The sequence below is a fragment of the Dryocola baronae genome (assembly GCF_051297175.1).
Taxonomy (GTDB): domain Bacteria; phylum Pseudomonadota; class Gammaproteobacteria; order Enterobacterales; family Enterobacteriaceae; genus Dryocola.
In genome coordinates this window covers 337,036-361,293 of the sequence record NZ_JBINNY010000001.1, presented here as the reverse complement: position 1 = coordinate 361,293, position 24,258 = coordinate 337,036, and the positions used below count along the sequence as shown (strand labels likewise).

Annotated in this window: 23 protein-coding genes; 6 read left to right on the top strand and 17 right to left on the bottom strand. The window is 56.3% G+C overall.

Translation table 11 applies throughout. The features are described from left to right. Positions 1 to 72: 72 nt before the first annotated feature. From ghxP to soxR, 3 genes are all read right to left on the bottom strand, one after another. Positions 73 to 1,422, bottom strand: coding sequence for a guanine/hypoxanthine transporter GhxP (gene ghxP, locus ACSPHG_RS01695; RefSeq protein ID WP_435951734.1), 1,350 nt, complete (start codon positions 1,420 to 1,422; stop codon positions 73 to 75). Between the two features lie 350 nt (positions 1,423 to 1,772). Further along, the gene (locus tag ACSPHG_RS01690; protein WP_435951733.1) at positions 1,773 to 2,441 is read right to left on the bottom strand and encodes a glutathione S-transferase family protein; all 669 of its coding nucleotides are present in this window, start codon (positions 2,439 to 2,441) and stop codon (positions 1,773 to 1,775) included. 438 nt (positions 2,442 to 2,879) lie between these two features. Beyond that, complete coding sequence (gene soxR, locus ACSPHG_RS01685) at positions 2,880 to 3,335, bottom strand: redox-sensitive transcriptional activator SoxR (protein WP_435951731.1); 456 nt, start codon at positions 3,333 to 3,335, stop codon at positions 2,880 to 2,882. Positions 3,336 to 3,421: 86 nt separating this feature from the next. On the opposite strand from soxR, the gene soxS reads away from it, so the two are divergent. Beyond that, positions 3,422 to 3,745, top strand: coding sequence for a superoxide response transcriptional regulator SoxS (gene soxS, locus ACSPHG_RS01680; protein ID WP_435951730.1), 324 nt, complete (start codon positions 3,422 to 3,424; stop codon positions 3,743 to 3,745). A gap of 1 nt (position 3,746) precedes the next feature. On the opposite strand, the gene ACSPHG_RS01675 is transcribed toward soxS, so the two are convergent. Next, a complete protein-coding gene (locus ACSPHG_RS01675; RefSeq protein WP_435951728.1) occupies positions 3,747 to 5,339 on the bottom strand; it encodes a cyclic di-3',5'-guanosine monophosphate phosphodiesterase PdeC in 1,593 nt (530 codons plus the stop codon). Positions 5,340 to 5,879: 540 nt separating this feature from the next. On the opposite strand from ACSPHG_RS01675, the gene ACSPHG_RS01670 reads away from it, so the two are divergent. Then, positions 5,880 to 6,161 (top strand): YjcB family protein, encoded by a 282-nt coding sequence (locus ACSPHG_RS01670; protein WP_435951726.1) that lies wholly within the window; start codon positions 5,880 to 5,882, stop codon positions 6,159 to 6,161. A gap of 4 nt (positions 6,162 to 6,165) precedes the next feature. On the opposite strand, the gene ACSPHG_RS01665 is transcribed toward ACSPHG_RS01670, so the two are convergent. The 3 genes from ACSPHG_RS01665 to ssb1 all read right to left on the bottom strand — a co-directional run bounded on the left by ACSPHG_RS01665 (position 6,166) and on the right by ssb1 (position 8,636). Further along, the gene (locus ACSPHG_RS01665) at positions 6,166 to 6,876 is read right to left on the bottom strand and encodes a substrate-binding domain-containing protein (protein WP_435951725.1); all 711 of its coding nucleotides are present in this window, start codon (positions 6,874 to 6,876) and stop codon (positions 6,166 to 6,168) included. 2 nt (positions 6,877 to 6,878) lie between these two features. Continuing rightward, complete coding sequence (locus tag ACSPHG_RS01660) at positions 6,879 to 7,931, bottom strand: ABC transporter substrate-binding protein (protein WP_435951723.1); 1,053 nt, start codon at positions 7,929 to 7,931, stop codon at positions 6,879 to 6,881. Positions 7,932 to 8,093: 162 nt separating this feature from the next. Then, positions 8,094 to 8,636 (bottom strand): single-stranded DNA-binding protein SSB1, encoded by a 543-nt coding sequence (ssb1, locus tag ACSPHG_RS01655; protein WP_435951722.1) that lies wholly within the window; start codon positions 8,634 to 8,636, stop codon positions 8,094 to 8,096. Positions 8,637 to 8,861: 225 nt separating this feature from the next. On the opposite strand from ssb1, the gene uvrA reads away from it, so the two are divergent. Continuing rightward, positions 8,862 to 11,687, top strand: a complete 2,826-nt coding sequence (gene uvrA / locus ACSPHG_RS01650; RefSeq protein ID WP_435951720.1) for an excinuclease ABC subunit UvrA — start codon at positions 8,862 to 8,864, stop codon at positions 11,685 to 11,687. Here the strand turns inward: uvrA and ACSPHG_RS01645 are convergent, their stop codons facing one another. The 3 genes from ACSPHG_RS01645 to tyrB all read right to left on the bottom strand — a co-directional run bounded on the left by ACSPHG_RS01645 (position 11,688) and on the right by tyrB (position 14,270). Beyond that, on the bottom strand, positions 11,688 to 12,041 hold the full coding sequence (locus tag ACSPHG_RS01645; protein WP_435951718.1) for an MmcQ/YjbR family DNA-binding protein: 354 nt from the start codon (positions 12,039 to 12,041) through the stop codon (positions 11,688 to 11,690). 146 nt (positions 12,042 to 12,187) lie between these two features. Further along, on the bottom strand, positions 12,188 to 12,901 hold the full coding sequence (aphA, locus tag ACSPHG_RS01640; protein WP_435951717.1) for an acid phosphatase AphA: 714 nt from the start codon (positions 12,899 to 12,901) through the stop codon (positions 12,188 to 12,190). A gap of 175 nt (positions 12,902 to 13,076) precedes the next feature. Then, the gene (gene tyrB / locus ACSPHG_RS01635) at positions 13,077 to 14,270 is read right to left on the bottom strand and encodes an aromatic amino acid transaminase (protein ID WP_435951715.1); all 1,194 of its coding nucleotides are present in this window, start codon (positions 14,268 to 14,270) and stop codon (positions 13,077 to 13,079) included. A gap of 98 nt (positions 14,271 to 14,368) precedes the next feature. On the opposite strand from tyrB, the gene ACSPHG_RS01630 reads away from it, so the two are divergent. After that, on the top strand, positions 14,369 to 14,704 hold the full coding sequence (locus ACSPHG_RS01630; RefSeq protein ID WP_435951714.1) for a hypothetical protein: 336 nt from the start codon (positions 14,369 to 14,371) through the stop codon (positions 14,702 to 14,704). Here ACSPHG_RS01630 and alr read toward each other — a convergent pair. Together alr and dnaB are read right to left on the bottom strand one after the other, a co-directional pair. Next, entirely contained in the window at positions 14,701 to 15,780 is a 1,080-nt protein-coding gene (alr, locus tag ACSPHG_RS01625) for an alanine racemase (protein WP_435951713.1), read from the bottom strand. The two genes, ACSPHG_RS01630 and alr, sit on opposite strands and share 4 nt — an antisense overlap. 162 nt (positions 15,781 to 15,942) lie before the next feature. Continuing rightward, on the bottom strand, positions 15,943 to 17,349 hold the full coding sequence (gene dnaB, locus ACSPHG_RS01620) for a replicative DNA helicase (protein ID WP_167614391.1): 1,407 nt from the start codon (positions 17,347 to 17,349) through the stop codon (positions 15,943 to 15,945). Between the two features lie 83 nt (positions 17,350 to 17,432). Here dnaB and ACSPHG_RS01615 point away from each other — a divergent pair, with 83 nt between their 5' ends. Beyond that, positions 17,433 to 18,416 (top strand): quinone oxidoreductase, encoded by a 984-nt coding sequence (locus ACSPHG_RS01615; protein WP_435951712.1) that lies wholly within the window; start codon positions 17,433 to 17,435, stop codon positions 18,414 to 18,416. 216 nt (positions 18,417 to 18,632) lie between these two features. Here the strand turns inward: ACSPHG_RS01615 and dusA are convergent, their stop codons facing one another. From dusA to ACSPHG_RS01600, 3 genes are all read right to left on the bottom strand, one after another. Next, entirely contained in the window at positions 18,633 to 19,631 is a 999-nt protein-coding gene (dusA, locus tag ACSPHG_RS01610) for a tRNA dihydrouridine(20/20a) synthase DusA (protein WP_435951711.1), read from the bottom strand. A gap of 96 nt (positions 19,632 to 19,727) precedes the next feature. Continuing rightward, a complete protein-coding gene (locus ACSPHG_RS01605) occupies positions 19,728 to 21,035 on the bottom strand; it encodes a conjugal transfer protein TraF (RefSeq protein ID WP_435951710.1) in 1,308 nt (435 codons plus the stop codon). A gap of 178 nt (positions 21,036 to 21,213) precedes the next feature. Then, complete coding sequence (locus ACSPHG_RS01600) at positions 21,214 to 21,711, bottom strand: cupin domain-containing protein (protein WP_435951709.1); 498 nt, start codon at positions 21,709 to 21,711, stop codon at positions 21,214 to 21,216. 112 nt (positions 21,712 to 21,823) lie between these two features. Between ACSPHG_RS01600 and zur the strand changes: the two genes are divergently transcribed. Next, on the top strand, positions 21,824 to 22,342 hold the full coding sequence (gene zur / locus ACSPHG_RS01595; protein WP_435951708.1) for a zinc uptake transcriptional repressor Zur: 519 nt from the start codon (positions 21,824 to 21,826) through the stop codon (positions 22,340 to 22,342). Between the two features lie 84 nt (positions 22,343 to 22,426). Here the strand turns inward: zur and ACSPHG_RS01590 are convergent, their stop codons facing one another. Then, positions 22,427 to 22,636: a CsbD family protein gene (locus tag ACSPHG_RS01590; RefSeq protein WP_435951707.1), complete on the bottom strand. Its 210-nt coding sequence runs from the start codon at positions 22,634 to 22,636 to the stop codon at positions 22,427 to 22,429. 238 nt (positions 22,637 to 22,874) lie between these two features. Next, complete coding sequence (gene dinF / locus ACSPHG_RS01585; protein ID WP_435951706.1) at positions 22,875 to 24,209, bottom strand: MATE family efflux transporter DinF; 1,335 nt, start codon at positions 24,207 to 24,209, stop codon at positions 22,875 to 22,877. Between the last annotated feature and the right edge of the window lie 49 nt (positions 24,210 to 24,258).

Below are 24,258 nucleotides of genomic sequence, written 5' to 3'. Positions count from 1 at the left end.
AAAACGGGCCGCAAAAAGCGGCCCGCCAAAAAACTGGTCGGGTAAGCGCAGCGCCACCCAACACGGTGAATGCTAGATTGCCCAACCGCCCGCGTAGAACGCGACCAGAGCGATGGCGATAACCACCGTACCGATGTTCAGCTTGCGCCATTCGCCGGAGAAGATACGGCCAATCACCAGCGAGGCAAAACCGATCATGATGCCGGTCACGATATTACAGGTCAGCACGATAAACACCGCGGTAATCAGACCCGCCATGGCATCCACAAAGTCCGCAAAATCTATTTTCGCCACGTTGCTTAACATCAGCAGACCAACGTACATCAGCGCCGGGGCGGTGGCGTACGCGGGAACAAGATAAGACAGCGGGGAAAGGAAGAGGATCAGCAGGAACAGCACGCCAACGGTGATAGCCGTCAGGCCGGTTTTACCACCGGCTGCGGTACCGGCCGCAGACTCAATGTAAACCGCCGCAGGCGCTGCGCCCACGAAGCCGGAGAACACGCTGCTCAGGGAATCGGTGGTCAGCGCTTTGCCGCCGTCGATGATTTGCCCGTCTTTATCCAGCAGATTTGCCTGACCGGCCACCGCGCGGATGGTGCCGGTGGCGTCAAATACCGCCGTCATAACCAGCGCCAGAACGCTCGGCAGCACGACCGGGTTCAGCGCGCCCATGATGTCCAGGCTGCCGATCAGCGAATTACCCGCCTCGTCTTTCAGAGAAGGCATCGCGAAAATACCGGAGAAATGCACGTTCGGGTCGAAGATCAGGCCAATGACAGAGATGCCGATAATAGTCAGCAGGATACCGCCCGGCACCTTCAGCTTTTCCAGGCCGATAATCACCGCCAGGCCGACCAGCGACATGATGACCGGGAAGCTGGCGAAGTGGCCCAGCGCAACCGGCAGACCGTCGAGCGGGTTCTTGATCACCAGGCCAACGCCGTTCGCCGCAATCAGCAGCAGGAACAGGCCAATACCGATGCCGGTGCCGTGCGCCACGCCCATCGGCAGGTTGCGTAAAATCCAGCTACGGATGCCGGTGGCAGAAATAATGGTAAACAGCACGCCCATCAGGAACACCGCGCCTAATGCGACGGGCACGCTGATATGCTGGCCGAGCACCAGACTAAACGCGGTAAATGCGGTCAGCGAGATGGCACAGCCGATGGCCAGCGGCAGGTTGGCCCACAGGCCCATAACCAGAGATCCTACGCCTGCGACCAGGCAAGTTGCCACAAAGACCGCCGCCGGAGGGAAACCCGCTTTACCCAGCATGCCGGGCACAACGATGACGGAGTAGACCATCGCAAGGAAGGTGGTAAGACCGGCCACGACTTCCTGACGGACGGTACTTCCACGTGCAGATATTTTGAACCAGGCGTCAAGACCGCCGGTTGCACGCGGTGAAGGAGTAGACATAGTGAAAAATCCCCTGAGATTTTTATGATTACGTTTTGCCGCGCGGTGGACATCCCGCTGCCGATTAAACGTCTAATCCCGTGCTGAGATGGCGACAAAAAAGGGGCGTCACCAAAATAGCAAACGTTTAACTCCGCGCGTAAAAATGTGCGTCAAAATGAAGGCAAACGATTATCCGGCCTTATCGAGTGGATTTTCAACCGAACTTTGCCGCTTTAAGACGAAAAACGCGTTAGCCGCTCAAAATATCATCACGCCGTGCGCAAACGTTATCGTCGATGCGCAATTTCGCAACAATGCTGCAAGATACCGGTAATGTATTTCGCCGACTCATACGATTTTTTGATGGATTACGCGCCGGGTAGATCGAACGGCCCGCCCTTCTGAATGGCACGCTGCCAGGCAGGGCGCATTTGCGCATTCTTCAACCACGCCTGGAGATTGGGCAGATCGTTAATGCCGCCACGCTGGACCAGAGCAACGATGGGGAAAATCATCTGAATGTCTGCGGCGCTGAACGCCTGCCCGGCAAACCAGGGGGATTTGCCGAGAGAATCTTCAATAAAGCGCGCATGGGTGGTGATTTGCTTGTTGAGATAGGCCTTCTGCACGCCCTGCCCTAAAGCTTTGCCGACGGGGCGCAGCAGCCAAGGAACGGGGGCTTTACCGAGGCTGCCGAACACCAGCTTCATCATCAGCAGCGGCATCAGCGAGCCTTCGGCATAGTGCAGCCAAAAGCGGTATTGAAGCTTATCCTGCGCGGCCAGCGGCTTGAGGCGACTTTCGGCGTCGTAGGTTTCCTGCAAATACTCAATGATGGCCCCGGATTCTGCAATAATATTGCCGTTATCTTCCAGCACCGGCGATTTGCCCAGCGGGTGAATTTTTTTCAGCGATTCGGGAGCCAGCATCGTCGGCTCGCGCTGGTAGCGCACGATTTCATACGGCAGCTCAAGCTCTTCAAGCATCCACAGCACGCGCTGAGAGCGGGAGTTATTCAAGTGATGAACGATGATCATGGGCTAACCTTTTGTTTTTGCGAATGGCTTAACTATAGATACTGCGACGCGGTTGCGGGAAATAAAATAGATTAAAAAATGTACTATTTTGCCTTATAAGCTCGGGGAGGGGATCTACAATTAAAGAGTCAGCGCAATCCGGAACCTCCTGAGAACGTGTGATTGAGGGACGCTGATGTCGGGGGAAACCCTCCTTGCGAAAAGCGGGATAGATCGAAAGACAAAGACCGGGAACAAACTAAAGCGCCGAAGTTGGGCGCTTTAGTTTTTGGTTTTGAGGAGGATGTCGGATGGCGCTTCGCTTATCCGACCGACTAAAACATCACTTTTGCAGGCTTATGTTGGATGGCGCTGACGCTTATCCGGCCTGCGAGAAAGCGGCGTTGTGCGACTTGTAGGGTGGATAAGCGAAGCGCCATCCACCGACCATTCACCGCATTAATCCTCAAGCAGCCGCGCGCCTGTCCCGCCTTCCCCGAGCTTATCGCCGGGGTTACGCAGCGGGCAGTCCGCGCCGGACAGGCAGCCGCAGCCGATACAGCCGTCCAACTCGTCCCTTAACGCCGTCAGCATATGAATGCGCCGATCTAACTCCTCGCGCCACAACGATGAAAGCTTCTTCCAGTCGTTCTTATTAATGGAATGCCCGTCCGGCAGCACGCCGAACGCCTCACCGACGGTCGCCAGCGGAATGCCGATGCGCTGGGCAATCTTGATGATTGCTACCGTTCGCAGCACGTCGCGCGCGTATCGCCGCTGGTTGCCGCTGTTGCGCGTGCTTTTGATAAGCCCCTTACTTTCATAAAAGTGCAGCGCGGAAACCGCAACGCCGCTTCGCTTCGCCACTTCGCCGGGTGAGAGTAAGGATTTAAATCGGGGTGATTTCTTTTCCAAAATGCGCTTTACCTCAAGTTAACTTGAGGAATTATACTCCCCGGCAACAAAACCCGCTAATCGAATACTTTGATTGAGGACGGCCCATGGCACACCAGGACATCATTTATACGTTGACTGAATGGATTGATGAGCACATCGACCAGCCGCTGAACATTGACGTAGTGGCAAAAAAATCCGGCTATTCAAAGTGGTACCTGCAAAGAATGTTCCGCACCGTGATGCGTCAAACGCTGGGTGAATACATTCGCCAGCGCCGCCTGATTTTAGCCGCTAAAGAGCTGCGGTCGACGCAGCGCCCTATTTTCGATATCGCAATGGACTACGGCTACGTGTCGCAGCAGACGTTTTCACGCGTTTTCCGCCGTGAGTTTGACCGCACGCCGACCGACTACCGCCACCACGCCTGAGCTAGTCGGCCAGTACGGCAACCTCGTTGCCGTTGCCTGGTTGATACAGCCAGGCGATAAAATCCTGCGGCGGCAGCGCCTTCCCGAAGTACCAGCCCTGGCAGTAGCGCACCCCGCGAGCCTGTAGCCACTCAACCTGCTCATGCGTTTCCACACCTTCGGCGATGGTTTTAAGATCCAGGCTGCGCGCCATATCAATGATGTGCTCTGCTATGAGATAGCAGGCGCGGTCGGTGGTCAGATTGTCGATAAACGATTTATCTATTTTCAGAATATCGACGTTCAGGAACTGCAGGTTATGCAGATTAGAATAGCCGGTGCCAAAATCGTCGATGGCAATTTCAAAACCGGCCTGGCGAAACGCCTGAATAACCGGCCGAGTTTTAGGCACATCGATAAAGCCGCGTTCGGTAACCTCAATTTTAATCTGATCGGCCCGCACGCCATATTTTTCTATTTTCTCTGAAAGCACGCTGACCAGCCGCGGACAATGGAAATCAGTGGCTGAAAGGTTGATAGAAATATATAGCTCGGGATGACTGGCAAGAAATTCACCAAAATCTTCAAACACCGAATTGATAACATAGTCTGAGATTTTCTGAATCAGCCCTTCGGCTTCGGCAAGCGGAATAAAACTGCTGGGGCTAATCCATTTCCCGCTGTAATTCATCCAGCGCAGCAGCGCTTCGGCACCTACACATTTCCCGCTTTCGATATCGATAATCGGCTGGTAGTGAAGTTTAAGCTGGTTTTTTTCGATGGCGCGCAGCAGCAGACGCCTCGGGGAATTGAGCTGCTGACGGGTTCGCGACCACATAAGCAGTATAATCATGCTGCAGATCATCCCTAAGGGAACGGTCAGCGTGAGCTGGTGATACCACTCATTATTAAAACGTTCGCCGGACGTCGAGACAATAACGGCAATAGGCCGGTGCTTTGATTTTTCGACGGTATAAACGCGGTCCTCATCGGTAAAGTTTTTATTCTCCTGCAAAATATAGCCGTGCAGCCGCTCAAGGTTTACCCGATCGCTTAACGAGAAAAACTGTTTGGTGACCGTGTCGTATACGCCGTAGGCCAGGTTGTGGTCGGTTGACATAACGTCAGCATAGGCGCGTGGATTGACCACGACGATAAAATTACCCCGCTGCATATAGGTCATTTTATGGCCGGAATAAAACGGCGAGTCGAGGTAATAGAATATTGAGATATCGGGTTTACGAGTGTAATTCGCCGCTGGGGCCAAATAAGGAACGGAAGGTTTATAGGACGTTGAGCAAAGGAAATGATTCCCGCGGGCGTATATTAAATCTTCGACATAAAGTTTACTGCGCGTGATATCCAGCAGCTTCAGCATATGCTCAGGAGTACATACCGGCCCGCTATACTGCTGCGCTTCGTCCTGGGCGGCATTAACGTGCTCGATGACGATTTCCGTCTTTTCGATAACCAATTGCGCAAATGAACGAAGATGCTGCTGCGTTTCACTGGAGGCCCGAAGATGGGCAAAGTATACCGCCAACACGACGGGTAAACACACCGTCAGCATAAAACCCGAAGTACGTAAAATACGCAGAAAAATCCGTTCTGTCATAGTAGTCACATGTCCCTGCTATTACCGCCCGTTGTCGTTTAACTGGAACAATCCTACAAGCCGTCGATTAAATTGCATGAATAATCATGCATAAGCAATACTCTTTTTTTTCTTATAGATACATCGTAGATGAAATTAAGAAAGGGCAGAGAAAAAAACAGGCATTACCGGGGGTAAGTTTAGTACTGATGCGCTAATAGCGCGTTTATCTTAATTCAAATAGCAGAGAATAATTCGTTAAGTAAAATCATCACACATATAAAGAATAAGAATTTTCAGATCAAAAATGCATATCTTGTCACATTGCGCGCTGCCGCCTTCCACTCCTCTTCCTTCGACAGGCAAAAAAACGCACAAAAAACGCACCGCGCATCTGGTGACGAAAAGAACAAATGTGATAGACTTCACACGTTTTCTGCAACAGCGTTTTAATTTACATTTTTGCAATACTCATTCCCCTGACGGTTCCCGAGCGGTCTGCCCCGCGCCCTTAGTGCGCGTAGCCGTTATGCGTAATGAGTTGCCTGAGAGGATGGGACCATGACAGCAATCACCACTGGCGTATTACTTATGCGCTGGCCGTTAGTTAGCGCGTTTCTGATGTTTCTTGCCAGCACGTTAAACATTCAGTTTAAAAAGTCTGATTACGCGTTTTTAGCGGTGGTGAGCAGCGGGCTGGGCATTGCCGCCGCGCTATGGTTTGCGACCGGCCTGCTGGGCCTGACGCTGGCAGATTTTGCCGTGATGTGGGCGTCGTTTAAGGACGTGATGGTCGAAATCATGAGTCATACCCCGCCAGAATGGCCGATGGTCATTACCTGATCCCTCAAGTTTCAAATCCTGAATCCACCAGATATTGCTGCGCGGGCTGGCTAAGTAAATACTCAGCCAGCGGTTTTGCCGCAGGCTGGCACACCGCCAGCGCATAGACCGAGCGAATATTATACTCGAGCGGGATTTCCAGCACGCCTAAATCAGGCTGCTCCCGCAGCGCCGGGGCGTAGCTGCGATAGCCGATAAACATATCCGTGAGATCGCTGCGAATAAGCCACGCGGCCGCAAGCTGCCCTTCAGGCACCGCCATACTCGACGGCCCGCCGACCAGCTGCCGGGCGCGCAGCCTGAGCTTTTCCCCCTCGCCCGCATGAAGCTGCTCAATACGATCGAAAAGCTGCCAGGTGTAATCGCCGGACGGGTCGCTTTCCGGCGTCGAAGTGGCAAGGCGCAGCCCGTCGCAGCAAAGCAAATCCAGCCAGTTCCGCCGCTCCCCCATCTTTGACTTAGCCACCGTCAGGCACAGGCGATTACCGGCAAAAGGATGTACCTCCTGCGCGATGCCCGCCCGCCGTAACGCCAGCGGATGGGCCATGTTTGCCGATGCGAACAGCCCGCAGCTTTCACCTTTTTCGATACGCTCGCGCAGCAGGCCCGCCGGGCCAAAATGCGTTTCAACGCTCTGCCCGGTTTGCGCTTCATAGCGCGCCATCAAAGGTGCCCAAACGCGCCGCAGGCTGCCCGCCGCCATGACTTTCAGCATCGCTAGTTCACGCCCTGATAGTCGGTGCGGTAGAAGCGGTGATACCAGCCGTCGGCCATTTTCTTCATGTCGATATCCTGGAATTTCGCCGGATAGAGCTTTTTCGCCATCCACAGCTCGCCGATCCCCATTGCTTCCGGCATCGGGTAGCCCCAGGCCTTGGCATATTCAGGCATCAGGTACACGCGGTGATTTTTCACCGCATCAATCACCTGCCACTCCGGGCTGCTGTTAATCTCATCGACAACTTTTGGATAGCGGTCCTGCACGAAAATCACCTGCGGATTCCAGGCAATGACCTGCTCCATGGCGACCTGTTTGAAGCCCTGAATCGTAGCGGCTGCGACGTTCAGCGCGCCCGCGTGGGACATCATCAGACCGGTGTATTTCCCGGAGCCGTAGGTGGTCATTTCGGGGTTCGCCATGTAAGCACGTACTCGCTTACTTTCAGGAATATCCTTCAGGCGATCCGCCACCAGCCTGCGATTTGCAAAGGTGGCATCCACCAGCGCCTTCGCTTCCAGGGGTTTATTGACCACCTCGCCAATCAGCGCGATACCTTCTTTCAGCCCCTGGCTGTAGGCCTGCCCTTCGTCGGCCATCGTCGGGTTCATTTTTGCCTTCTGGCCCGCCTCGTCGTGGCGCAGGGAGATGGCGATCACCGGCAGGCCGAGCTTGCTGATGCTGTCGATCATCTCCTGCGGCGCGTAGTTGGTGACAAACACCACCTGCGGATGCAGGGCGACCAGGCTTTCGGTGTCCACGTGGGTCAGATCGCCGAGCATCGCCTTGTGCTGAAGCTCGGGGGCAAGGCGCACGTAGCCGTCGCCAAGCTGCTGCTTCCAGTTGGCGAGAATGCCGACGATTTTATCCGTCGCGTTCATCTGCACCAGCAGGTTGAGCGTCTGGTGTTGCAAAACCACCACGCGATCCACGCGGTCGGGAATAGTGACCTGGCGGCCGAGCTGGTCGGTGACAACACGGTTGGCAAGGGCGGCGAGCGGGGAAATAAGCAGTAATGCGCCAATCAACAGGCGACGAGGAAGTAGTTTCAAGGGGGTGTCCTTCTAACGTTGTATATATAAATATACAACGTTAGATAGCTTATCCCCAACGGTTTTAAGGGAGTAGAAAGGGGTAGTAACAAAAAACCCCCGCCGGATGAACGGCAGGGGCTTTGTGATGCTTAAGGCAACAAACGCCTGTTCTGAATGGGATCAGAACGGGATATCGTCGTCAAAATCCATCGGTGGTTCATTGTTGGACGCCGCCGGTGCGCTCTGCTGAGGACGCGCCTGTTGTGCGCCACCGCTGAACTGGTTGCCGCCCTGTGGCTGCTGAGGCTGACCCCAGCTGCCCTGCTGCTGGCCGCCGCCGTTGCCGCCAGCCGGTGCGCCTGCACCGCCGCCCGCACGGCCACCCAGCATCTGCATGGTGCCGCCAACGTTTACTACGACTTCGGTGGTGTACTTCTCAACGCCAGCCTGGTCGGTCCATTTGCGCGTCTGCAGTGCGCCTTCGATATAAACCTGGGAGCCTTTACGCAGGTATTCGCCCGCGACTTCTGCCAGTTTGCCGAACAGCACAACACGGTGCCATTCAGTTTTCTCTTTGGTTTCGCCGGTTTGCTTATCGCGCCAGGACTCTGACGTGGCCAGGGTAATGTTGGCGACAGCGCCACCATTTGGCATGTAGCGTACTTCCGGGTCCTGACCCAGATTCCCGACGAGAATCACCTTGTTTACGCCTCTGCTGGCCATGATCGTGTCTCCTGAAACGTTTTATGAATAGTGTAAACCCTCGATTCTACCATGCCACCCCCAATGTTTATAGCTGCGGGATGCATTCCAGAATCTCTGTGCTCCATACATTATTGCATTAAAACACTGGATATCCATTCAGGTTTTATTGTGTCATAATTAGCCGTTTGTGATCGCCGGTGGCATCATGCGCCGGGCAAAACGCGTTTAATCCGGGAAAGGTGAATGGATAAGATCGAAGTTCGGGGCGCCCGCACCCACAATCTCAAGAATATCAACCTCGTCATCCCTCGCGACAAACTCATTGTTGTGACCGGGCTTTCGGGTTCAGGCAAATCCTCACTGGCTTTCGACACCTTATACGCTGAGGGGCAACGTCGTTACGTTGAGTCTCTCTCCGCCTATGCGCGTCAGTTCCTGTCGTTGATGGAAAAGCCGGATGTCGACCATATCGAAGGGCTATCGCCTGCGATTTCTATCGAGCAGAAATCCACGTCGCATAACCCGCGTTCAACCGTCGGCACCATTACTGAAATCCACGACTACCTGCGCCTGCTATATGCACGCGTGGGCGAGCCGCGCTGCCCGGACCATAACGTTCCGCTGGCGGCGCAGACGGTCAGCCAGATGGTTGACAACGTGCTGGCGCAGCCGGAAGGCCGCCGCCTGATGCTCCTTGCGCCGATTATCAAAGACCGTAAGGGCGAGCACACCAAGACGCTGGAAAACCTGGCAAGCCAGGGCTATATCCGCGCCCGTATCGACGGCGAGGTATGCGACCTCTCCGATCCGCCTAAGCTTGAGCTGCAAAAGAAACACACTATCGAAGTGGTCGTAGACCGTTTCAAAGTGCGTGAAGACATCGGCCAGCGCCTGGCCGAATCGTTTGAAACCGCCCTCGAGCTGTCCGGCGGTTCCGCTGTCGTCGCCGATATGGACGACGAAAAGGCCGAAGAACTGCTGTTCTCGGCCAACTTCGCCTGCCCGATTTGCGGCTACAGCATGCGCGAACTGGAACCGCGCCTGTTTTCCTTTAACAACCCGGCCGGGGCCTGCCCAACCTGCGACGGCCTGGGCGTTCAGCAGTACTTCGATCCGGATCGCGTGGTGCAAAACGGCGAGCTGTCGCTGGCCGGCGGCGCTATTCGTGGCTGGGATCGCCGTAATTTCTATTACTTCACCATGCTGCGCTCCCTCGCCGAACACTATAAGTTCGACGTGGAAACCCCGTGGAATGAGCTGACCGCCGCGGTGAAGAACGTCGTGCTGCACGGCTCCGGTAAAGAAACCATCGAATTCAAATATATGAACGACCGTGGCGACACCTCCGTGCGCCGCCACCCGTTCGAAGGCGTGCTGCACAACATGGAACGCCGCTATAAAGAGACGGAATCCTCCGCCGTGCGCGAGGAGCTGGCGAAGTTCATCAGCAACCGTCCCTGCGCCAGCTGTGAAGGCACCCGCCTGCGTCGCGAAGCGCGCCACGTGTTCGTTGAAAACACGCCGCTGCCGACCATTTCCGACATGAGCATCGGCCATGCGATGGAATTCTTCCAGAACATGAAGCTGAGCGGCCAGCGCGCGCAAATCGCCGAGAAAGTGCTGAAAGAGATTGGCGATCGCCTGAAGTTCCTGGTGAACGTCGGCCTGAACTACCTGTCGCTTTCACGCTCCGCAGAAACCCTTTCCGGCGGTGAGGCCCAGCGTATCCGTCTGGCGAGCCAGATCGGTGCCGGGCTGGTTGGCGTGATGTACGTGCTGGACGAGCCGTCGATTGGCCTGCACCAGCGCGATAACGAACGCCTGCTTGAAACCCTGATTCACCTGCGCGATCTGGGCAATACCGTGATCGTGGTCGAGCATGACGAAGACGCGATTCGCGCCGCCGACCATATCATCGATATCGGCCCCGGCGCTGGCGTACACGGCGGCCAGGTGGTGGCTGAAGGCACCATGCAGGACATCATCGACGTGCCGGAATCCCTCACCGGGCAGTTCCTGAGCGGCAAGCGTGAAATTTCCGTACCTAAAAACCGCGTGCCAGCCGACCCGGAAAAAGTGCTCAAGCTGAGTGGCGCGAAGGGCAACAACCTGAAAGACGTTACCCTGACGCTGCCGGTTGGCCTGTTCACCTGCGTCACCGGCGTATCCGGCTCGGGCAAATCAACGCTGATAAACGATACGCTGTTCCCGCTCGCGCAGCGCCAGCTTAACGGCGCAACCATCGCGGAACCGGCGGCCTATCGCGATATTCAGGGGCTGGAACATTTCGATAAGGTTATCGATATCGACCAAAGCCCGATTGGCCGCACGCCGCGCTCAAACCCGGCGACCTATACGGGCGTATTCACGCCGGTGCGCGAGCTGTTCGCAGGCGTGCCGGAATCCCGCGCGCGTGGCTATACGCCGGGCCGCTTCAGCTTTAACGTGCGCGGCGGGCGCTGCGAAGCCTGTCAGGGCGACGGCGTGATCAAAGTGGAAATGCACTTCCTGCCGGATATCTACGTGCCGTGCGACCAGTGCCGTGGCAAACGCTACAACCGCGAAACGCTGGAAATTAAGTACAAAGGCAAGAGCATCCACGAAGTGCTGGATATGACCATTGAAGACGCGCGTGAGTTCTTCGATGCCGTTCCGGCGCTGGCGCGTAAGCTGCAAACGTTAATCGACGTGGGCCTGTCTTACATCCGCCTCGGCCAGTCGGCAACGACGCTGTCCGGCGGCGAAGCGCAGCGCGTGAAGCTCGCCCGCGAGCTGTCCAAGCGTGGCACGGGCCAGACGCTGTATATCCTCGATGAGCCGACCACCGGCCTGCACTTTGCGGATATTCAACAGCTGCTGGAAGTGCTGCACCAGCTCAGGGACCAGGGCAACACCATCGTGGTTATCGAACATAACCTGGACGTGATTAAAACCGCGGACTGGATTGTCGACCTCGGTCCGGAAGGCGGCAGCGGCGGCGGGGAGATCCTCGTTTCCGGTACGCCAGAAACGGTTGCAAAATGCGAGGCGTCGCATACCGCGCGCTTCCTCAAACCCTTGCTGAAGTAGTCAGTCTGCAAGCTGCTGCCTGGTCTGTTCGGGCAGCAGCGATAATGCCTGCTGATACGAAGCGTCCACCAGGTAGTAAATCTGCGAATCCGGCAAAGACCCGTCTAAATAAACCGTGCTCCAGTGCGCCTTGTTTAAATGCGCGCTCGGAAAGACGTCGCTATGGCTTTCGCGCAGCAAATCCGCAAGGCTGGGGCTTGCTTTCAGCGACACTGCCGGGCGTTTCTCCACGTCATGCACCATGGCATACAGCACGTCGGCAACTTTAATTTGCGTGGCCTTCCAGTCGCTGTGGACGCTCTGCTCGGCGCCAGGCTTATTCATGCAGTACTGTAATAGCTCCGAATTGGTCATCTTTACTCCCCTTTGCGCATCCCGAGTGATTTTCACTCATCTAAGTGTGCGGGGTACTCGCCAAAAGTAAAACCCGCCGGGTCATATTTGATGAAAAAAACGGCGATGGCCTAAAGCGCATCGCCGTTTTTCATCGCCTTTCAGGATCAGTATTCAGAGTTAACAATCACCTCTTCACCAAACGAACCTGCTTTTGGCAGCGGCTGGTAGCTGGAGTTTGAGGCACGCAGAACGCGAATGCCGCGCGCGCCAACGTCCTGCGCGGCGGTGATGTCGTTATCTGAATCACCGTAGAAGATCTTGATCTGCTTATCTTTAAGCCACTGCGTTTTGGTGTTCTGGCCTTCTTTATCCCCGGCGAAAATCACCGGATTCACCGCGTTCTGCGGGATCAGGAAGTCTTTTTGCAAAGTCTGGGTGACCGTTTCGGTTTTGGTCTGGCTGCGCCCGGTGACGAAGTAAATGCTGTCGCCGCGCTTGAGGTGCATGGCGATCAGCGCCTTACCCACCTCTTTCGGCATGCTGAACTCGTCCCAACCGTTGTTCATTTTTTCCCAGAACTCCGGGTTTTTCAGATAGTCGGGCTTGCCTGGGGAATACTCTTTCTGCCCACGATAGAAGCCAGGGCTTGAGAAAAGCACCGTGTCATCGATATCAAAACCCACGGCGATCGGCGCGCGGCCCAGCAGGCTGTTTTCAATTTGTGCGACGGATACCCAGTGAATCGGCGCTTGCTGAGCAAGCTGGGCCACCGTCACGCCAGGGTTGAGGGGAGCCGGAACGGATTCTTTCGCAACGACGGACTGGTTTAACCCCAGCAGCAGGCAGACGGCGCTTAGCGCCAGTGTGATTTTACGCATCGTTTTCCCTTTAATTATCAGCGATTTTTATCGTTATAAAACGGAGCAGTTGGTCAAAATTCTACCTGACCATACCGACGAGGCGGGGAGAGTGAAAGGAATTTTTGCAGATTTATCATGGAAAAAGGCGACGATCACAGAATGCAAACGTCGCCTTAATTTAGTTAGTAAGCCCTTACATTACTGCGGCAAAGGCCTGCGCAACGCGCTTCACGTTATTGCTGTTCAGCCCCGCTACGCACATGCGCCCGCTGGCAATCAGATAGACGCCAAACTCGTCGCGCAGGCGATCCACCTGCTCGGCGCTGAGGCCGGTGTAGCTGAACATGCCGCGCTGTTTTAACAGGTAATCAAAGTTACGGCCCGGCACTTCGGTTTTGAGCACGGTCACCAGCGCCTGGCGCATATCGAGAATGCGGCGGCGCATGGTTTCCACTTCTGCGAGCCAGCTGGCCTTAAGCTGCGCGTCGTTCAGCACCGTGGCCACCACCTGCGCGCCAAAGTTCGGCGGGCTGGAGTAGTTGCGGCGCACGGTCGCCTTAAGTTGCCCAAGCACGCGGCCGGCGGCATCGGCGTCTTCACACACTACGGATAGCCCGCCAACACGCTCACCGTACAGCGAGAATATCTTAGAAAATGAGTTACTTACCAGCGCAGGCAGCCCGGCGCTGGTAATAGCGCGAATGGCGTAAGCGTCTTCCTCCATGCCCGCGCCAAAGCCCTGGTAGGCGATGTCGAGGAACGGAATCAGGTCACGCGCCTTCAGGATTTCAATGACCGCATCCCACTGGGCGTCCGTCAGGTCGGAGCCGGTTGGGTTATGGCAGCAAGGATGCAGCAGCACCACGCTCTGCGCCGGGAGCTTGTTCAACGTTTCCAGCAGGGCTTCAAAGCGCACGCCGTTGGTTTCGCTGTCGAACCACGGATAGGTATTTACCGTAAAGCCCGCGCCCGCAAAGATAGCGACATGGTTTTCCCAGGTCGGATCGCTGACCCACACCTGCGAATGAGGGAACCAGGCTTTCAGAAAGTCCGCACCCACCTTCAGCGCACCGGAGCCGCCAAGCGTCTGAATGGAGGCGATACGCCCTTCCAGTAAAGCGGGATGCTCGGCCCCGAACAGCAGCGGCGCGATGGCGCTACGGTAGGCATTCAGGCCTTCCATCGGCAGATAGAGGGACGCGCCGTGCGGCTGCGCGTTCAGACGCGCTTCGGCTTCGGCCACGGCCTGTAACTGCGGGATGACCCCATCTTCGTTGTAATAGAGGCCGATGCTGAGGTTTACCTTGTCGGCACGCGGGTCGACTTTGAAGCGCTCCATTAAGGAAAGAATCGGGTCGCCAGCATAGGCGTCAACTTTTTGAAACACGGTGGGATCTCCTGGTTTACAGTGTGGCGGATGACCAATGTAAACCGGAAGCCGGGCGGAGATCGAGAGGTTTGGCGGGTCAGGCGAGATTTTGTCGGGTGTCGAACGTCGGGTGGCGGCTTGCGCCTTACCCGACCTACGAAATATGCGGCATCATGCTGTTCGTAGGGTGGCGGCTCACGCCTTACCCGACCTACGAAATATGCGGCATCATGCTGTTCGTAGGGTGGCGGCTTGCGCCTTATCCGGCCTACGAAATTTGTGGCATCGTGCCGTTTGTCGGGTGGCGGCTCACGCCTTGCCCGACCTACGAAATATGCGGCATCGTGCTTTTTGTCGGGTGGCGGCTTGCGCCTTACCCGACCTACGAAATTTGTGGCATCGTGCCGTTCGTAGGGTGGATAAGCGCAAGCGCCATCCACCGAAACGTTTAGTCGAGATATTCCATCGCCACCCGCGAAGTCAGGCGTGTAATAAGTTCGTAAGCACTTACTTTTGTGATTTCGGCAATGCGCTCCACGGGCAGCCCTTCGCCCCACATCACGACCGAATCGCCTACTTTTTCCTGCGCGTCCGGGCCGAGATCGACACAAATCATGTCCATCGCCACGCGCCCAACGGTCGGTACTTCCCGGCCATTGACCAGCACCGGCGTACCGGACGGCGCGCAGCGCGGGTAGCCATCGCCGTAACCCATTGCCACTACGCCCAGACGGGTATCGCGTTCGGCAACCCATGTGCCGCCGTATCCCACCGGCTCGCCCGCTTTGTGGCTGCGCACGGCGATAAGGCTTGAGGTGAGCGACATGACGGGCTGGAAGCCAAAGTCCACGCCCCACGGCCTGTGTTCCAGAGGCGATACGCCGTAAAGAATGATGCCCGGGCGCACCCAGTCCATGTGCGAAGCGGGCCACAGCAGAATCCCACCCGACGCGCCGATAGACTTCTGGCCGGGCTTGTCCGCCACGAACGAGTTGAAGATATCGAGCTGGCGCGGCGTGGCGTCGGACTCCGGCTCGTCGGCGCGCGCAAAGTGGCTGACGATATTCACCGGCTGGCTGACGTTTTTACAGCGCGCGAGGCGCTGGTAGAACGCTTCCGCTTCGTGGGGCAGCACGCCGAGGCGGTGCATGCCGGTATCGAGCTTCATCCATACGGTAATCGGGTGGCTTAGCGTCGCCTGCTCCAGCGCTTCGAGCTGTTCGATGCTGTGCACCGCGGTTTGCAGGTTTTGTTCGGCGATGGTCGGCAGATCGCTGGCGTTAAAAAAGCCTTCCAGCAGCAGAATCGGTTGGGTAATTCCCCCCGCACGCAGCCGCACGGCTTCTTCAAGGCGGGCTACGCCGAACGCATCGGCATCAGGGAGGGTTTGTGCGGTCTCGAGAAGACCGTGACCATAGGCGTTTGCTTTCACAACCGCCACCATGCGGCTGGCCGGAGCCAGTTCACGCAGGCGTTGCAGGTTATGTCGCAGAGCGCGGCGGTTAATTTTGACGGTTGCCGCTTGCATGTTTATTCCTTGCCAAAATAGTTAGTTATTCTCATCAATCCTCTAGATCATTCGAGTCACAGCAAGGCGCCCAGGGAGCTCATCCCGATGAGCTTACTAAAGTAAGTGATTCGGGTGAGTGAGTGCAGTCAACGCAGGTGTGGCTTGAAGGATGACGAGGATTTAGTCTTCGTCGTATTGCGGGCCCGCATAGTTATCAAAGCGTGACCACTGGCCGTTAAACGTCAGGCGGACCGTGCCGATTGGGCCGTTACGCTGCTTGCCGATGATAATTTGCGCGATGCCTTTCTCGTCGCTGTTGTCGTTGTAAACCTCATCGCGGTAGATAAACATGATTAAGTCGGCATCCTGCTCGATGGAGCCGGATTCACGTAAATCCGAGTTGACCGGGCGTTTATCGGCGCGCTGTTCCAGGGAGCGGTTCAGCTGCGAAAGGGCAACAACCGGCACCTGTAGCTCTTTTGCCAGGGCTTTAAGCGAGCGTGAAATCTCGGCGATTTCAAGCGTACGGTTGTCGGAAAGCGACGGCACGCGCATCAATTGCAGGTAGTCGATCATGATCATGCTCAGACCGCCCGCTTCGCGGTAGATGCGGCGGGCGCGGGAGCGAACTTCGGTTGGCGTCAGGCCGGAGGAGTCATCAATATACATATTGCGCTTCTCAAGCAGGATGCCCATGGTGCTCGAAATGCGCGCCCAGTCTTCGTCGTCGAGCTGCCCGGTACGGATTTTGGTCTGATCAACGCGCGACAGCGACGCCAGCATACGCATCATGATCTGCTCGCCGGGCATCTCGAGGCTGAAAATCAGCACCGGTTTTTCCTGCAGCATGGCGGCGTTTTCGCACAGGTTCATCGCGAAGGTGGTTTTACCCATCGACGGACGCGCGGCGACGATAATCAAATCCGATTTCTGTAGCCCGGCGGTCTTTTTGTTCAGATCCTGATAGCCGGTATCCACGCCGGTAACGCCGTCGTGCGGCGTCTGATAAAGCGACTCGATGCGCGACACCGTGGCTTCAAGGATTTGGTCGATGCTTTTTGGGCCTTCGTCTTTATTGGCGCGGTTTTCAGCGATCTGGAACACGCGTGACTCGGCTAAATCGAGCAAATCTTCGCTGGTGCGGCCCTGCGGGTCATAACCCGCATCGGCGATTTCATTGGCGACGGCGATCATTTCACGCACAACGGCACGTTCGCGGACGATATCCGCATAGGCGCTGATGTTCGCCGCACTTGGCGTGTTTTTAGATAGCTCAGCCAGATAGGCAAAGCCGCCGACGCTTTCCAGGTTGCCCTGTAATTCAAGCGATTCCGAAAGCGTGATCAGGTCGATAGGCTTGCTCATCTCGAGCAGGCGCTGCATTTCGGTGAAGATCATGCGGTGTGGACGGCTGAAAAAATCGTTGGCCACGACGCGCTCGGAAACGTTGTCCCAGCGTTCGTTGTCCAGCATTAACCCGCCCAATACCGACTGCTCCGCTTCCAGAGAATGTGGCGGCATTTTCAGCCCTTCCATTTGACGGTCACGGGTTTCGTTCGGTTTGTTGAAGGGTTTATTTCCTGCCATAGTGAGGGAGTTACCAGATTCATGTTCTTCTACAGACCGGGAAGTATAACGGGTCTTGATACTCTTCGACACAAGGAGTTTCCATGGCAACGCGTATAGAGTTCAGCCAGCACGGCGGTCCGGAAGTGCTCAAAGCAGTGGAGTTTACCCCGCACGATCCGGCCGATGGCGAAGTGCAGGTTGAGAATAAAGCAATTGGTATCAACTACATCGATACGTATATTCGCAGCGGACTGTACCCGCCGCCGATGCTGCCAAGCGGGCTTGGCACGGAAGCTGCGGGCGTGGTCAGCAAAGTCGGCCCCGGCGTGACACATCTCAACGTCGGCGACCGCGTGGTTTATGCCCAGTCAGGCCTCGGCGCATACAGCAGCGTGCATAACGTGCCGGCTGACAAAGCGGCTAAACTTCCCGATGCCATCTCCTTCGAGCAGGCCGCCGCCTCCTTCCTGAAAGGCCTGACGGTTTACTACCTGCTGCGCAAAACCTATGAAGTGAAGCCAAACGACGTTTTCCTGTTCCATGCCGCAGCGGGCGGCGTGGGGCTGATTGCCTGCCAGTGGTCGAAGGCGCTGGGCGCGAAGCTCATCGGCACCGTGGGGTCGGCGCAGAAAGCCGAACGCGCAAAACAGGCCGGGGCATGGCAGACGATTAACTACCGCGAAGAGAATATCGTTGAGCGGATAAAAGAGATAACCGGCGGCAAGAAGGTCGCGGTAGTTTATGACTCGGTGGGTAAAGACACCTGGGAGTCCTCGCTCGACTGCCTGCAGCGCCAGGGGTTGATGGTCAGCTTTGGCAACGCGTCCGGCCCGGTGACCGGCGTTAACCTCGGCATTCTCAATCAAAAAGGCTCGCTGTTTGTTACGCGTCCGTCATTAAACGGTTACGTGACCACGCGCGAAGAGCTGGAAGAAGCCTGCAACGAACTGTTCTCGCTGATCGCCAGTGGGGTGATTAAAGTGGATGTGGCAGACGAACAGAAATTTGCTTTGAAGGACGCGGCTCGCGCGCATGAGGTGCTGGAAAGCCGTTCGACACAGGGTTCCAGCCTGTTGATTCCTTAAAAGAATTTGGGCTTCCCGAGGGAAGCCCATTCTTTTTTTTGTTCGCGCTGTTTTGTAGGGTACAGCTGCGATGAATTCGTTTTTTACAACGCCGCAATAGTGTCAGATTTACAAAACAATAGATACCGGAGCATCCTGAAAGTTAATCACAAAGATGCGAGGTTGTGATCGATACCGCAATACCTTAGCAAACCATACGGTTATTGCGGCGCAAAATTAGCGCTTGTCCGCGACCAGCGACAGGGCATGCTCGACAACCGCAATCCCCGCCCCCGGCTTGTGCGCATTTTCGCTCAGATAACGACGCCACTGGCGCGCGCCGGGAATGCCCTGGAACAGGCCAAGCATATGTCGCGTGACGTGGCCCAAATAGGTGCCGTTCGCCAGCTCGCGTTCAATGTACGGATACATGGCGCGTACCGCCGCCACGGTATCCACCTCCGGCGTATCACAGCCGAAGATTTCACGATCGACCGCCGTTAGCAGGCCCGGATTTTGGTACGCCTCGCGGCCGACCATCACGCCGTCCATGTGCTCCAGATGCGCTTTGGCTTCTTCGAGCGACTTCACGCCGCCGTTGATAGCCATGGTCAGATGCGGGAAATCACGCTTAAGCTGATAAACGCGCGGGTAGTCGAGCGGTGGAATTTCGCGGTTTTCCTTCGGGCTTAGGCCGGACAGCCAGGCCTTGCGGGCGTGGATGATAAACATCTCGCATTCGCCCTTACCCGCCACGGTGCCGATAAAGTCGCAGAGGAATTCGTAGCTGTCCTGGTCGTCGATGCCAATGCGGGTTTTGACCGTCACCGGAATAGACACCACGTCGCGCATCGCTTTGATGCAGTCCGCCACGCGCTGCGCGTCGGCCATCAGGCAGGCGCCGAACATGCCGTTTTGCACACGGTCGGACGGGCAGCCCACGTTGAGGTTAATTTCGTCGTAACCGCGCTGTTCGGCGAGCTTCGCACACTGCGCAAGCGCCTGCGGGTCGCTGCCGCCCAGCTGCAACGCCACAGGATGCTCTTCCTCGCTGTACGCCAGATAGTCGCCTTTGCCGTGAATAATCGCCCCGGTGGTCACCATTTCGGTGTACAGCAGGGTGTTGCGCGAAAGCTGGCGCAGGAAATAGCGGCAGTGCCTGTCGGTCCAGTCGAGCATCGGCGCGATGGAGAAACGGTACGGCTGGAAAGGAGTCTGATTGCTTTGTGGGGACATAGTCACTGGACGTTTACGCAGGTTACGGTTAAAAAAGGGTCGCCACTATAGCATAAAGCAGCGCCGGGACACCTGCCCGTCCCGGCGCACGTTTTATCAGAAGGTGACGCTGAGCTGCGCGCCTGCGCCCCAGGTCTCGTCTTCACCATACAGGCCCATCAAATCGACGTGTACGCGGTTGAAAGGCGCAAAGCCCACGCCGCCGGTAAAGACATTGCTGTCGTTACCCTTCACGTCGGCACGGTAACCGGCACGCACGGCAAGCCACGACAGCGGGCGAACTTCGGCACCCACGCCAACGTACTGCGAGTTTTCTTCTCTCTTAAAGCCTTTGGTTTCCGTCAGATCGCCATCGGCGCTTAGCGTCACAAAATCGTTATGCCATGCCGCGCCAGCGGTAACCAGCGGGGTAATCTGGAAGGTATCTTTGTAGCTGCGCGTCTCGCCGGTGCGGCCGTTGGTGATGCGGATATCTTTGGTATCGATGTCGCGCGATACCAGGTTCTGGCCGCTCAGGCCCAGCGTCCAGTGTTCGCCTAAATCAGCCGCCACGCCCGCATCGATGTTAAAACCGGTGTCGTCGTTGCGGTAGCGGCTGCTGTTCCAGTCGCTGCTGTCGTAGGCATAAATCGAAGTGGTGTAGTTATACAGCCAGGTCTTTTGCAGCTTTGGCGTCACGCCAACGGAAACCGGCACGCCGCCCAAATCAAACTGCTTTGCCATCGCGATGCCGTAGTCGGACACGATAGCCGCCCGGCCCGAGGCGGTGGAGTTCAGGTTGCGGGTAATCACGTCCGAGCCGTTGATAGCCGCGTCGATGGCAACGGCTCCGGCGATGGCGTTCGACCCCTGAATGCCGCGCAGGTAATCAATGTCCTGCTGGTCAATAGAGGAGCTAACGCGCGCGCGGGCGTAGGCTTTGGTAACAAAGGCCACGGAGAGCACGTCGTTGGGAATACTGACCGCGATACCCGCCGCCGCCTTGGCATTCGCCGTTTTGCCGCGCAGGTATTCAAGTTCGCCTGCCAGATCGCCCGCAGCACTCTGCAACTGGTTCAGAGAGCCTGCCGGGTTAAGAATGATGTCCTGAAGGGTGAGATCGTCAACGATTTCCTGATAGCGATCGACCTTATCGCTGATGTCGTCGATTTCATCCTGAAGATTGTCCTTGTCGGTGATTTGCGCCCCGACGGAAGGGAAAATAACGCTGACGTTATCCTCTTCATGCGAACGGGCAAGCAGCGCCGGGTTGATTAGCGCCCCGCTTCCGTAGCTGCCGGAGGCAACCCCTGTCCCACCCATAGCGTCACTGCGGGCTTCAGCCCATGTGCCAGCCGCGCTGGCCTGATTTGCCACAAAAAAAGATGCGGCGCTAAGCGCCACCAGAGTTTTAATTTTTTTCATTCACCGCTCGTCCGTCTGTTAATCAGATGTAATAACTAGCCCCTGCCAGTTAAGCTCAACAGGGGCGGACTATTGCTGTGAATAACGAACCTAAAAGCGGGCTGTTTCACCCATAGGAATCCCGTTTCTATCCATGCGGGTTATGGTTTCATAATTTCCTTGCAGGTTTATTTATAGTTTACTTCTGCGGTTTGCGTGAAGGCCGCCCGTCGTGCGGGCCAAAAAACTGCGGCGGATGGTCAATCCACCTGTCTTTGCGCGTGGCGGCGTAGCTGGAATTCATCGGGTAATAAATGCGGTTTTCGTCTTTGTTAGCTTCGCCGACGACCAGCAGACGCACCTCGTGTTCCGTGTTGTTAATAAAGGTGTGGCAGATGCCGGTGCCCGCCGGGAAGCCAACGCTATCCCCCGGTTCGAGCTGATAGAGATTGCCGTTTATCCATACCTGCGGATGGCCTTCGAGCACGTAGGCAAACTCTTCTTCGCTGCTTTCGGCGTGTGGATACGATGTGCGGCGACCTGGCAGCAGGCGTTCATGATGAATGCCAAGCCGGTTCAGGCCCAGGCGGCGGGCGAGCGGTGCACCAATGGAAAATAGCTCGTTGCTGTCTGGATAGGTGGAATCATCCGCGCCTTCTAGCTCGCGCCAGTGGCGGATACAGTCTGGTTTTTGCATGCTCACTCCCGTGGGCAAAAATTCAACAGGGTCAGCCGTCATTATGGACCAGCATTCGGCGTTTTTAATGCTTTTATGGTAAAGTGGGAAGTTAATAAACCGAGGAATGCTGATGGATACGACGACTTCACAACATGTGTTAGCGCAGGCTGAAAAGCTTTGTGCGCAGCGCAATGTACGCCTGACGCCGCAACGTCTTGAAGTGCTGCGTCTGATGACACTACAGACCGGCGCCATCAGCGCCTACGATCTTCTGGATTTACTGCGCGCCAGCGAGCCGCAGGCCAAACCGCCAACGGTTTATCGCGCGTTGGATTTCCTACTCGAGCAGGGCTTTGTTCACCGCGTGGAGTCGGCTAACAGCTATGTGCTGTGTAATCTGATTGACCAGCCAACGCATTCTTCAGCCATGTTTATCTGCGAACGCTGTGGTGTGGTGAAGGAAGAAGCCGCTCAGGGCGTAGAGGACATTATGCACAAGCTCGCCGCTAAAATGGGCTTTGCACTGCGTCATAACGTGATTGAAGCGCATGGATTATGTTCAGCGTGTGCCGAAGTAGAAGCCTGTAGCCACAAAGATGGGTGCAGCAGCCATGACCATTCGGTGCTGATTAAGAAAAAAGTACGCTGATTTAAAATAAGAAGGGAGTGCGGTACATCCTTGTACCAGGGCCGGGTAGCCGTTGAGGGTTAGCACAACTGAGGGTTATGCAAACTACCAGCGGTATTTGTTACGGGTTTCCCAGTCAACAACTTCCTTTTCAGCGTCTTCTTTAGAAGAGCCGTAGCGTTCCTGGATTTTACCAACCAGCTGATCGCGTTTACCTTCAATGACGGTCATGTCGTCGTCGGTCAGCTTGCCCCATTTTTCTTTCACTGTGCCTTTGAACTGTTTCCAGTTACCGCCGATTTCGTCTTTATTCATAATTTAGATCCTCATCGTTCGGTTAAATATCACAAAATTAATATCGTCCGAGTGGAGCCAGCTGGCTGTCACTCACTATCTGCTGGACGTGATAATAATTGTAGTCAAGGATCTGGCATCGAAGCGGTAATTAAGAATATTGAACCATCGGGGTGATGGGCAACACGCTGACTAACCACAGAACATTGCGTTAAATCAGCGTGTTAGGCGGTGATTAAAGCCTCGTCAGGAGTTGTAACTATCTATGACTTTCAGCTGCAAACCAGGTATCGTGCCGCCAGTGGCGACGCCAAATCCAGCCGAGAGACAGTCCACGCAGTGCAAGAAATACCGCAATTGACAGCCACAGGCCGTGGTTACCAAGCCATGGCACGCTCAGTAACGACAGGCCAAAGCCCAATGCCGCAATCGCCATACTGTTGCGCATCTCGGCACCGCGCGTTGCGCCAATAAACATGCCGTCGAGCAGATAGCACCACACCCCCACCACCGGCAGGACAATTTGCCAGTGCAGATAGCGGTCCGCCTGCTGCTGTAGCTCCGGCAGTGACGTAAGCATGGCGACAATGTTTTCACCAAACAGCGCGTACACAACCGCGAAGCTCAGGGCGACAATACCCGCCTGGCGGCAGGCCGCCCGCCATACGTCAAGCAGCTGGCCGCCGTTACGTGCGCCATAGGCCTGCCCTGAATGCGCCTCCACGGCGTAGGCAAAGCCGTCCAGCGCGTAGGCGGTAAACGTCAGCAGCGTCATGAGCACGGCGTTGACCGCCACCACTTCGCTGCCCAGACGCGCGCCCAGAATCGTCACCGAGGCGAAGCAGATTTGCAGCAGCAGCGAGCGCAGCATGATGTCCCTGTTTAACGCCAGCAGACGGCGGACATTCCCCCGCCAGGCATTTTTTAGCATCGTAAAGTCGATGCCGCGCATGCCCAGCACCTTTTTCACCATCAGCAGGCCGATGATAAAGGTAGCGTATTCCGCAACCACCGTTGCCAGCGCCGCGCCCTGCACATTCATATGCAGGCCCATCACCAGCCAGAGATCGAGCACGATGTTCAGCACGTTGCCGACCACCAGCAGGATCACCGGGGCGCGGGCATACTGCACGCCGAGCAGCCAGCCAAGCAGCACGAGGTTTGCTAAAGAAGCGGGGGCGCTTAGCCAACGGATTTCGAGGAAGCGCCGAGCCTGCTCTAGCACCTGCTCGTTCCCACCGACGATATTTAAGGCAAGCGTAATCAGCGGGTAGCGCAGCGCGACGATAGCGATACCGGCGACCAGCGCCAGCAGCAAAGGTTGAACCAACGCGCGGGCCAGCGCCGCCGGGTTGTTCGCGCCAAAGGCCTGGGCCGTTAAGCCCGTGGTGCTCATGCGCAGAAAGAGCAGCAGCATAAAGAGGAAGCTGGTTGCCGTTGCGCCAATCGCCACGCCGCCGAGATAAACGGGGCTGTCCAGATGACCAATAACGGCGGTATCGACCAGGCCCAGCAGGGGCACGGTGATATTGGAGAAAATCATCGGTAACGCGAGGCGCCAGAGCGCTTTATCCGTCGTCGAGAAGAAACGCATGGGGGGTTCCAGGACGAGTAAAAGACACGAAGTTTGACGGTGATGCGCG

Coding starts and splice junctions, on each gene's coding strand:
- ghxP (WP_435951734.1), bottom strand. CDS start 1,422: ATGTCTACTCCTTCACCGCGTGCAACCGGCGGTCTTGACGCCTGGTTC.
- aphA (WP_435951717.1), bottom strand. CDS start 12,901: ATGCGTAAAATCACACTGGCGCTAAGCGCCGTCTGCCTGCTGCTGGGG.
- ssb1 (WP_435951722.1), bottom strand. CDS start 8,636: ATGGCCAGCAGAGGCGTAAACAAGGTGATTCTCGTCGGGAATCTGGGT.
- ACSPHG_RS01615 (WP_435951712.1), top strand. CDS start 17,433: ATGGCAACGCGTATAGAGTTCAGCCAGCACGGCGGTCCGGAAGTGCTC.
- ACSPHG_RS01590 (WP_435951707.1), bottom strand. CDS start 22,636: ATGAATAAAGACGAAATCGGCGGTAACTGGAAACAGTTCAAAGGCACA.
- ACSPHG_RS01605 (WP_435951710.1), bottom strand. CDS start 21,035: ATGAAAAAAATTAAAACTCTGGTGGCGCTTAGCGCCGCATCTTTTTTT.
- ACSPHG_RS01645 (WP_435951718.1), bottom strand. CDS start 12,041: ATGACCAATTCGGAGCTATTACAGTACTGCATGAATAAGCCTGGCGCC.
- ACSPHG_RS01670 (WP_435951726.1), top strand. CDS start 5,880: ATGACAGCAATCACCACTGGCGTATTACTTATGCGCTGGCCGTTAGTT.
- alr (WP_435951713.1), bottom strand. CDS start 15,780: ATGCAAGCGGCAACCGTCAAAATTAACCGCCGCGCTCTGCGACATAAC.
- dusA (WP_435951711.1), bottom strand. CDS start 19,631: ATGTCCCCACAAAGCAATCAGACTCCTTTCCAGCCGTACCGTTTCTCC.
- ACSPHG_RS01675 (WP_435951728.1), bottom strand. CDS start 5,339: ATGACAGAACGGATTTTTCTGCGTATTTTACGTACTTCGGGTTTTATG.
- uvrA (WP_435951720.1), top strand. CDS start 8,862: ATGGATAAGATCGAAGTTCGGGGCGCCCGCACCCACAATCTCAAGAAT.
- ACSPHG_RS01665 (WP_435951725.1), bottom strand. CDS start 6,876: ATGCTGAAAGTCATGGCGGCGGGCAGCCTGCGGCGCGTTTGGGCACCT.
- ACSPHG_RS01600 (WP_435951709.1), bottom strand. CDS start 21,711: ATGCAAAAACCAGACTGTATCCGCCACTGGCGCGAGCTAGAAGGCGCG.
- ACSPHG_RS01690 (WP_435951733.1), bottom strand. CDS start 2,441: ATGATCATCGTTCATCACTTGAATAACTCCCGCTCTCAGCGCGTGCTG.
- soxS (WP_435951730.1), top strand. CDS start 3,422: ATGGCACACCAGGACATCATTTATACGTTGACTGAATGGATTGATGAG.
- zur (WP_435951708.1), top strand. CDS start 21,824: ATGGATACGACGACTTCACAACATGTGTTAGCGCAGGCTGAAAAGCTT.
- dinF (WP_435951706.1), bottom strand. CDS start 24,209: ATGCGTTTCTTCTCGACGACGGATAAAGCGCTCTGGCGCCTCGCGTTA.
- dnaB (WP_167614391.1), bottom strand. CDS start 17,349: ATGGCAGGAAATAAACCCTTCAACAAACCGAACGAAACCCGTGACCGT.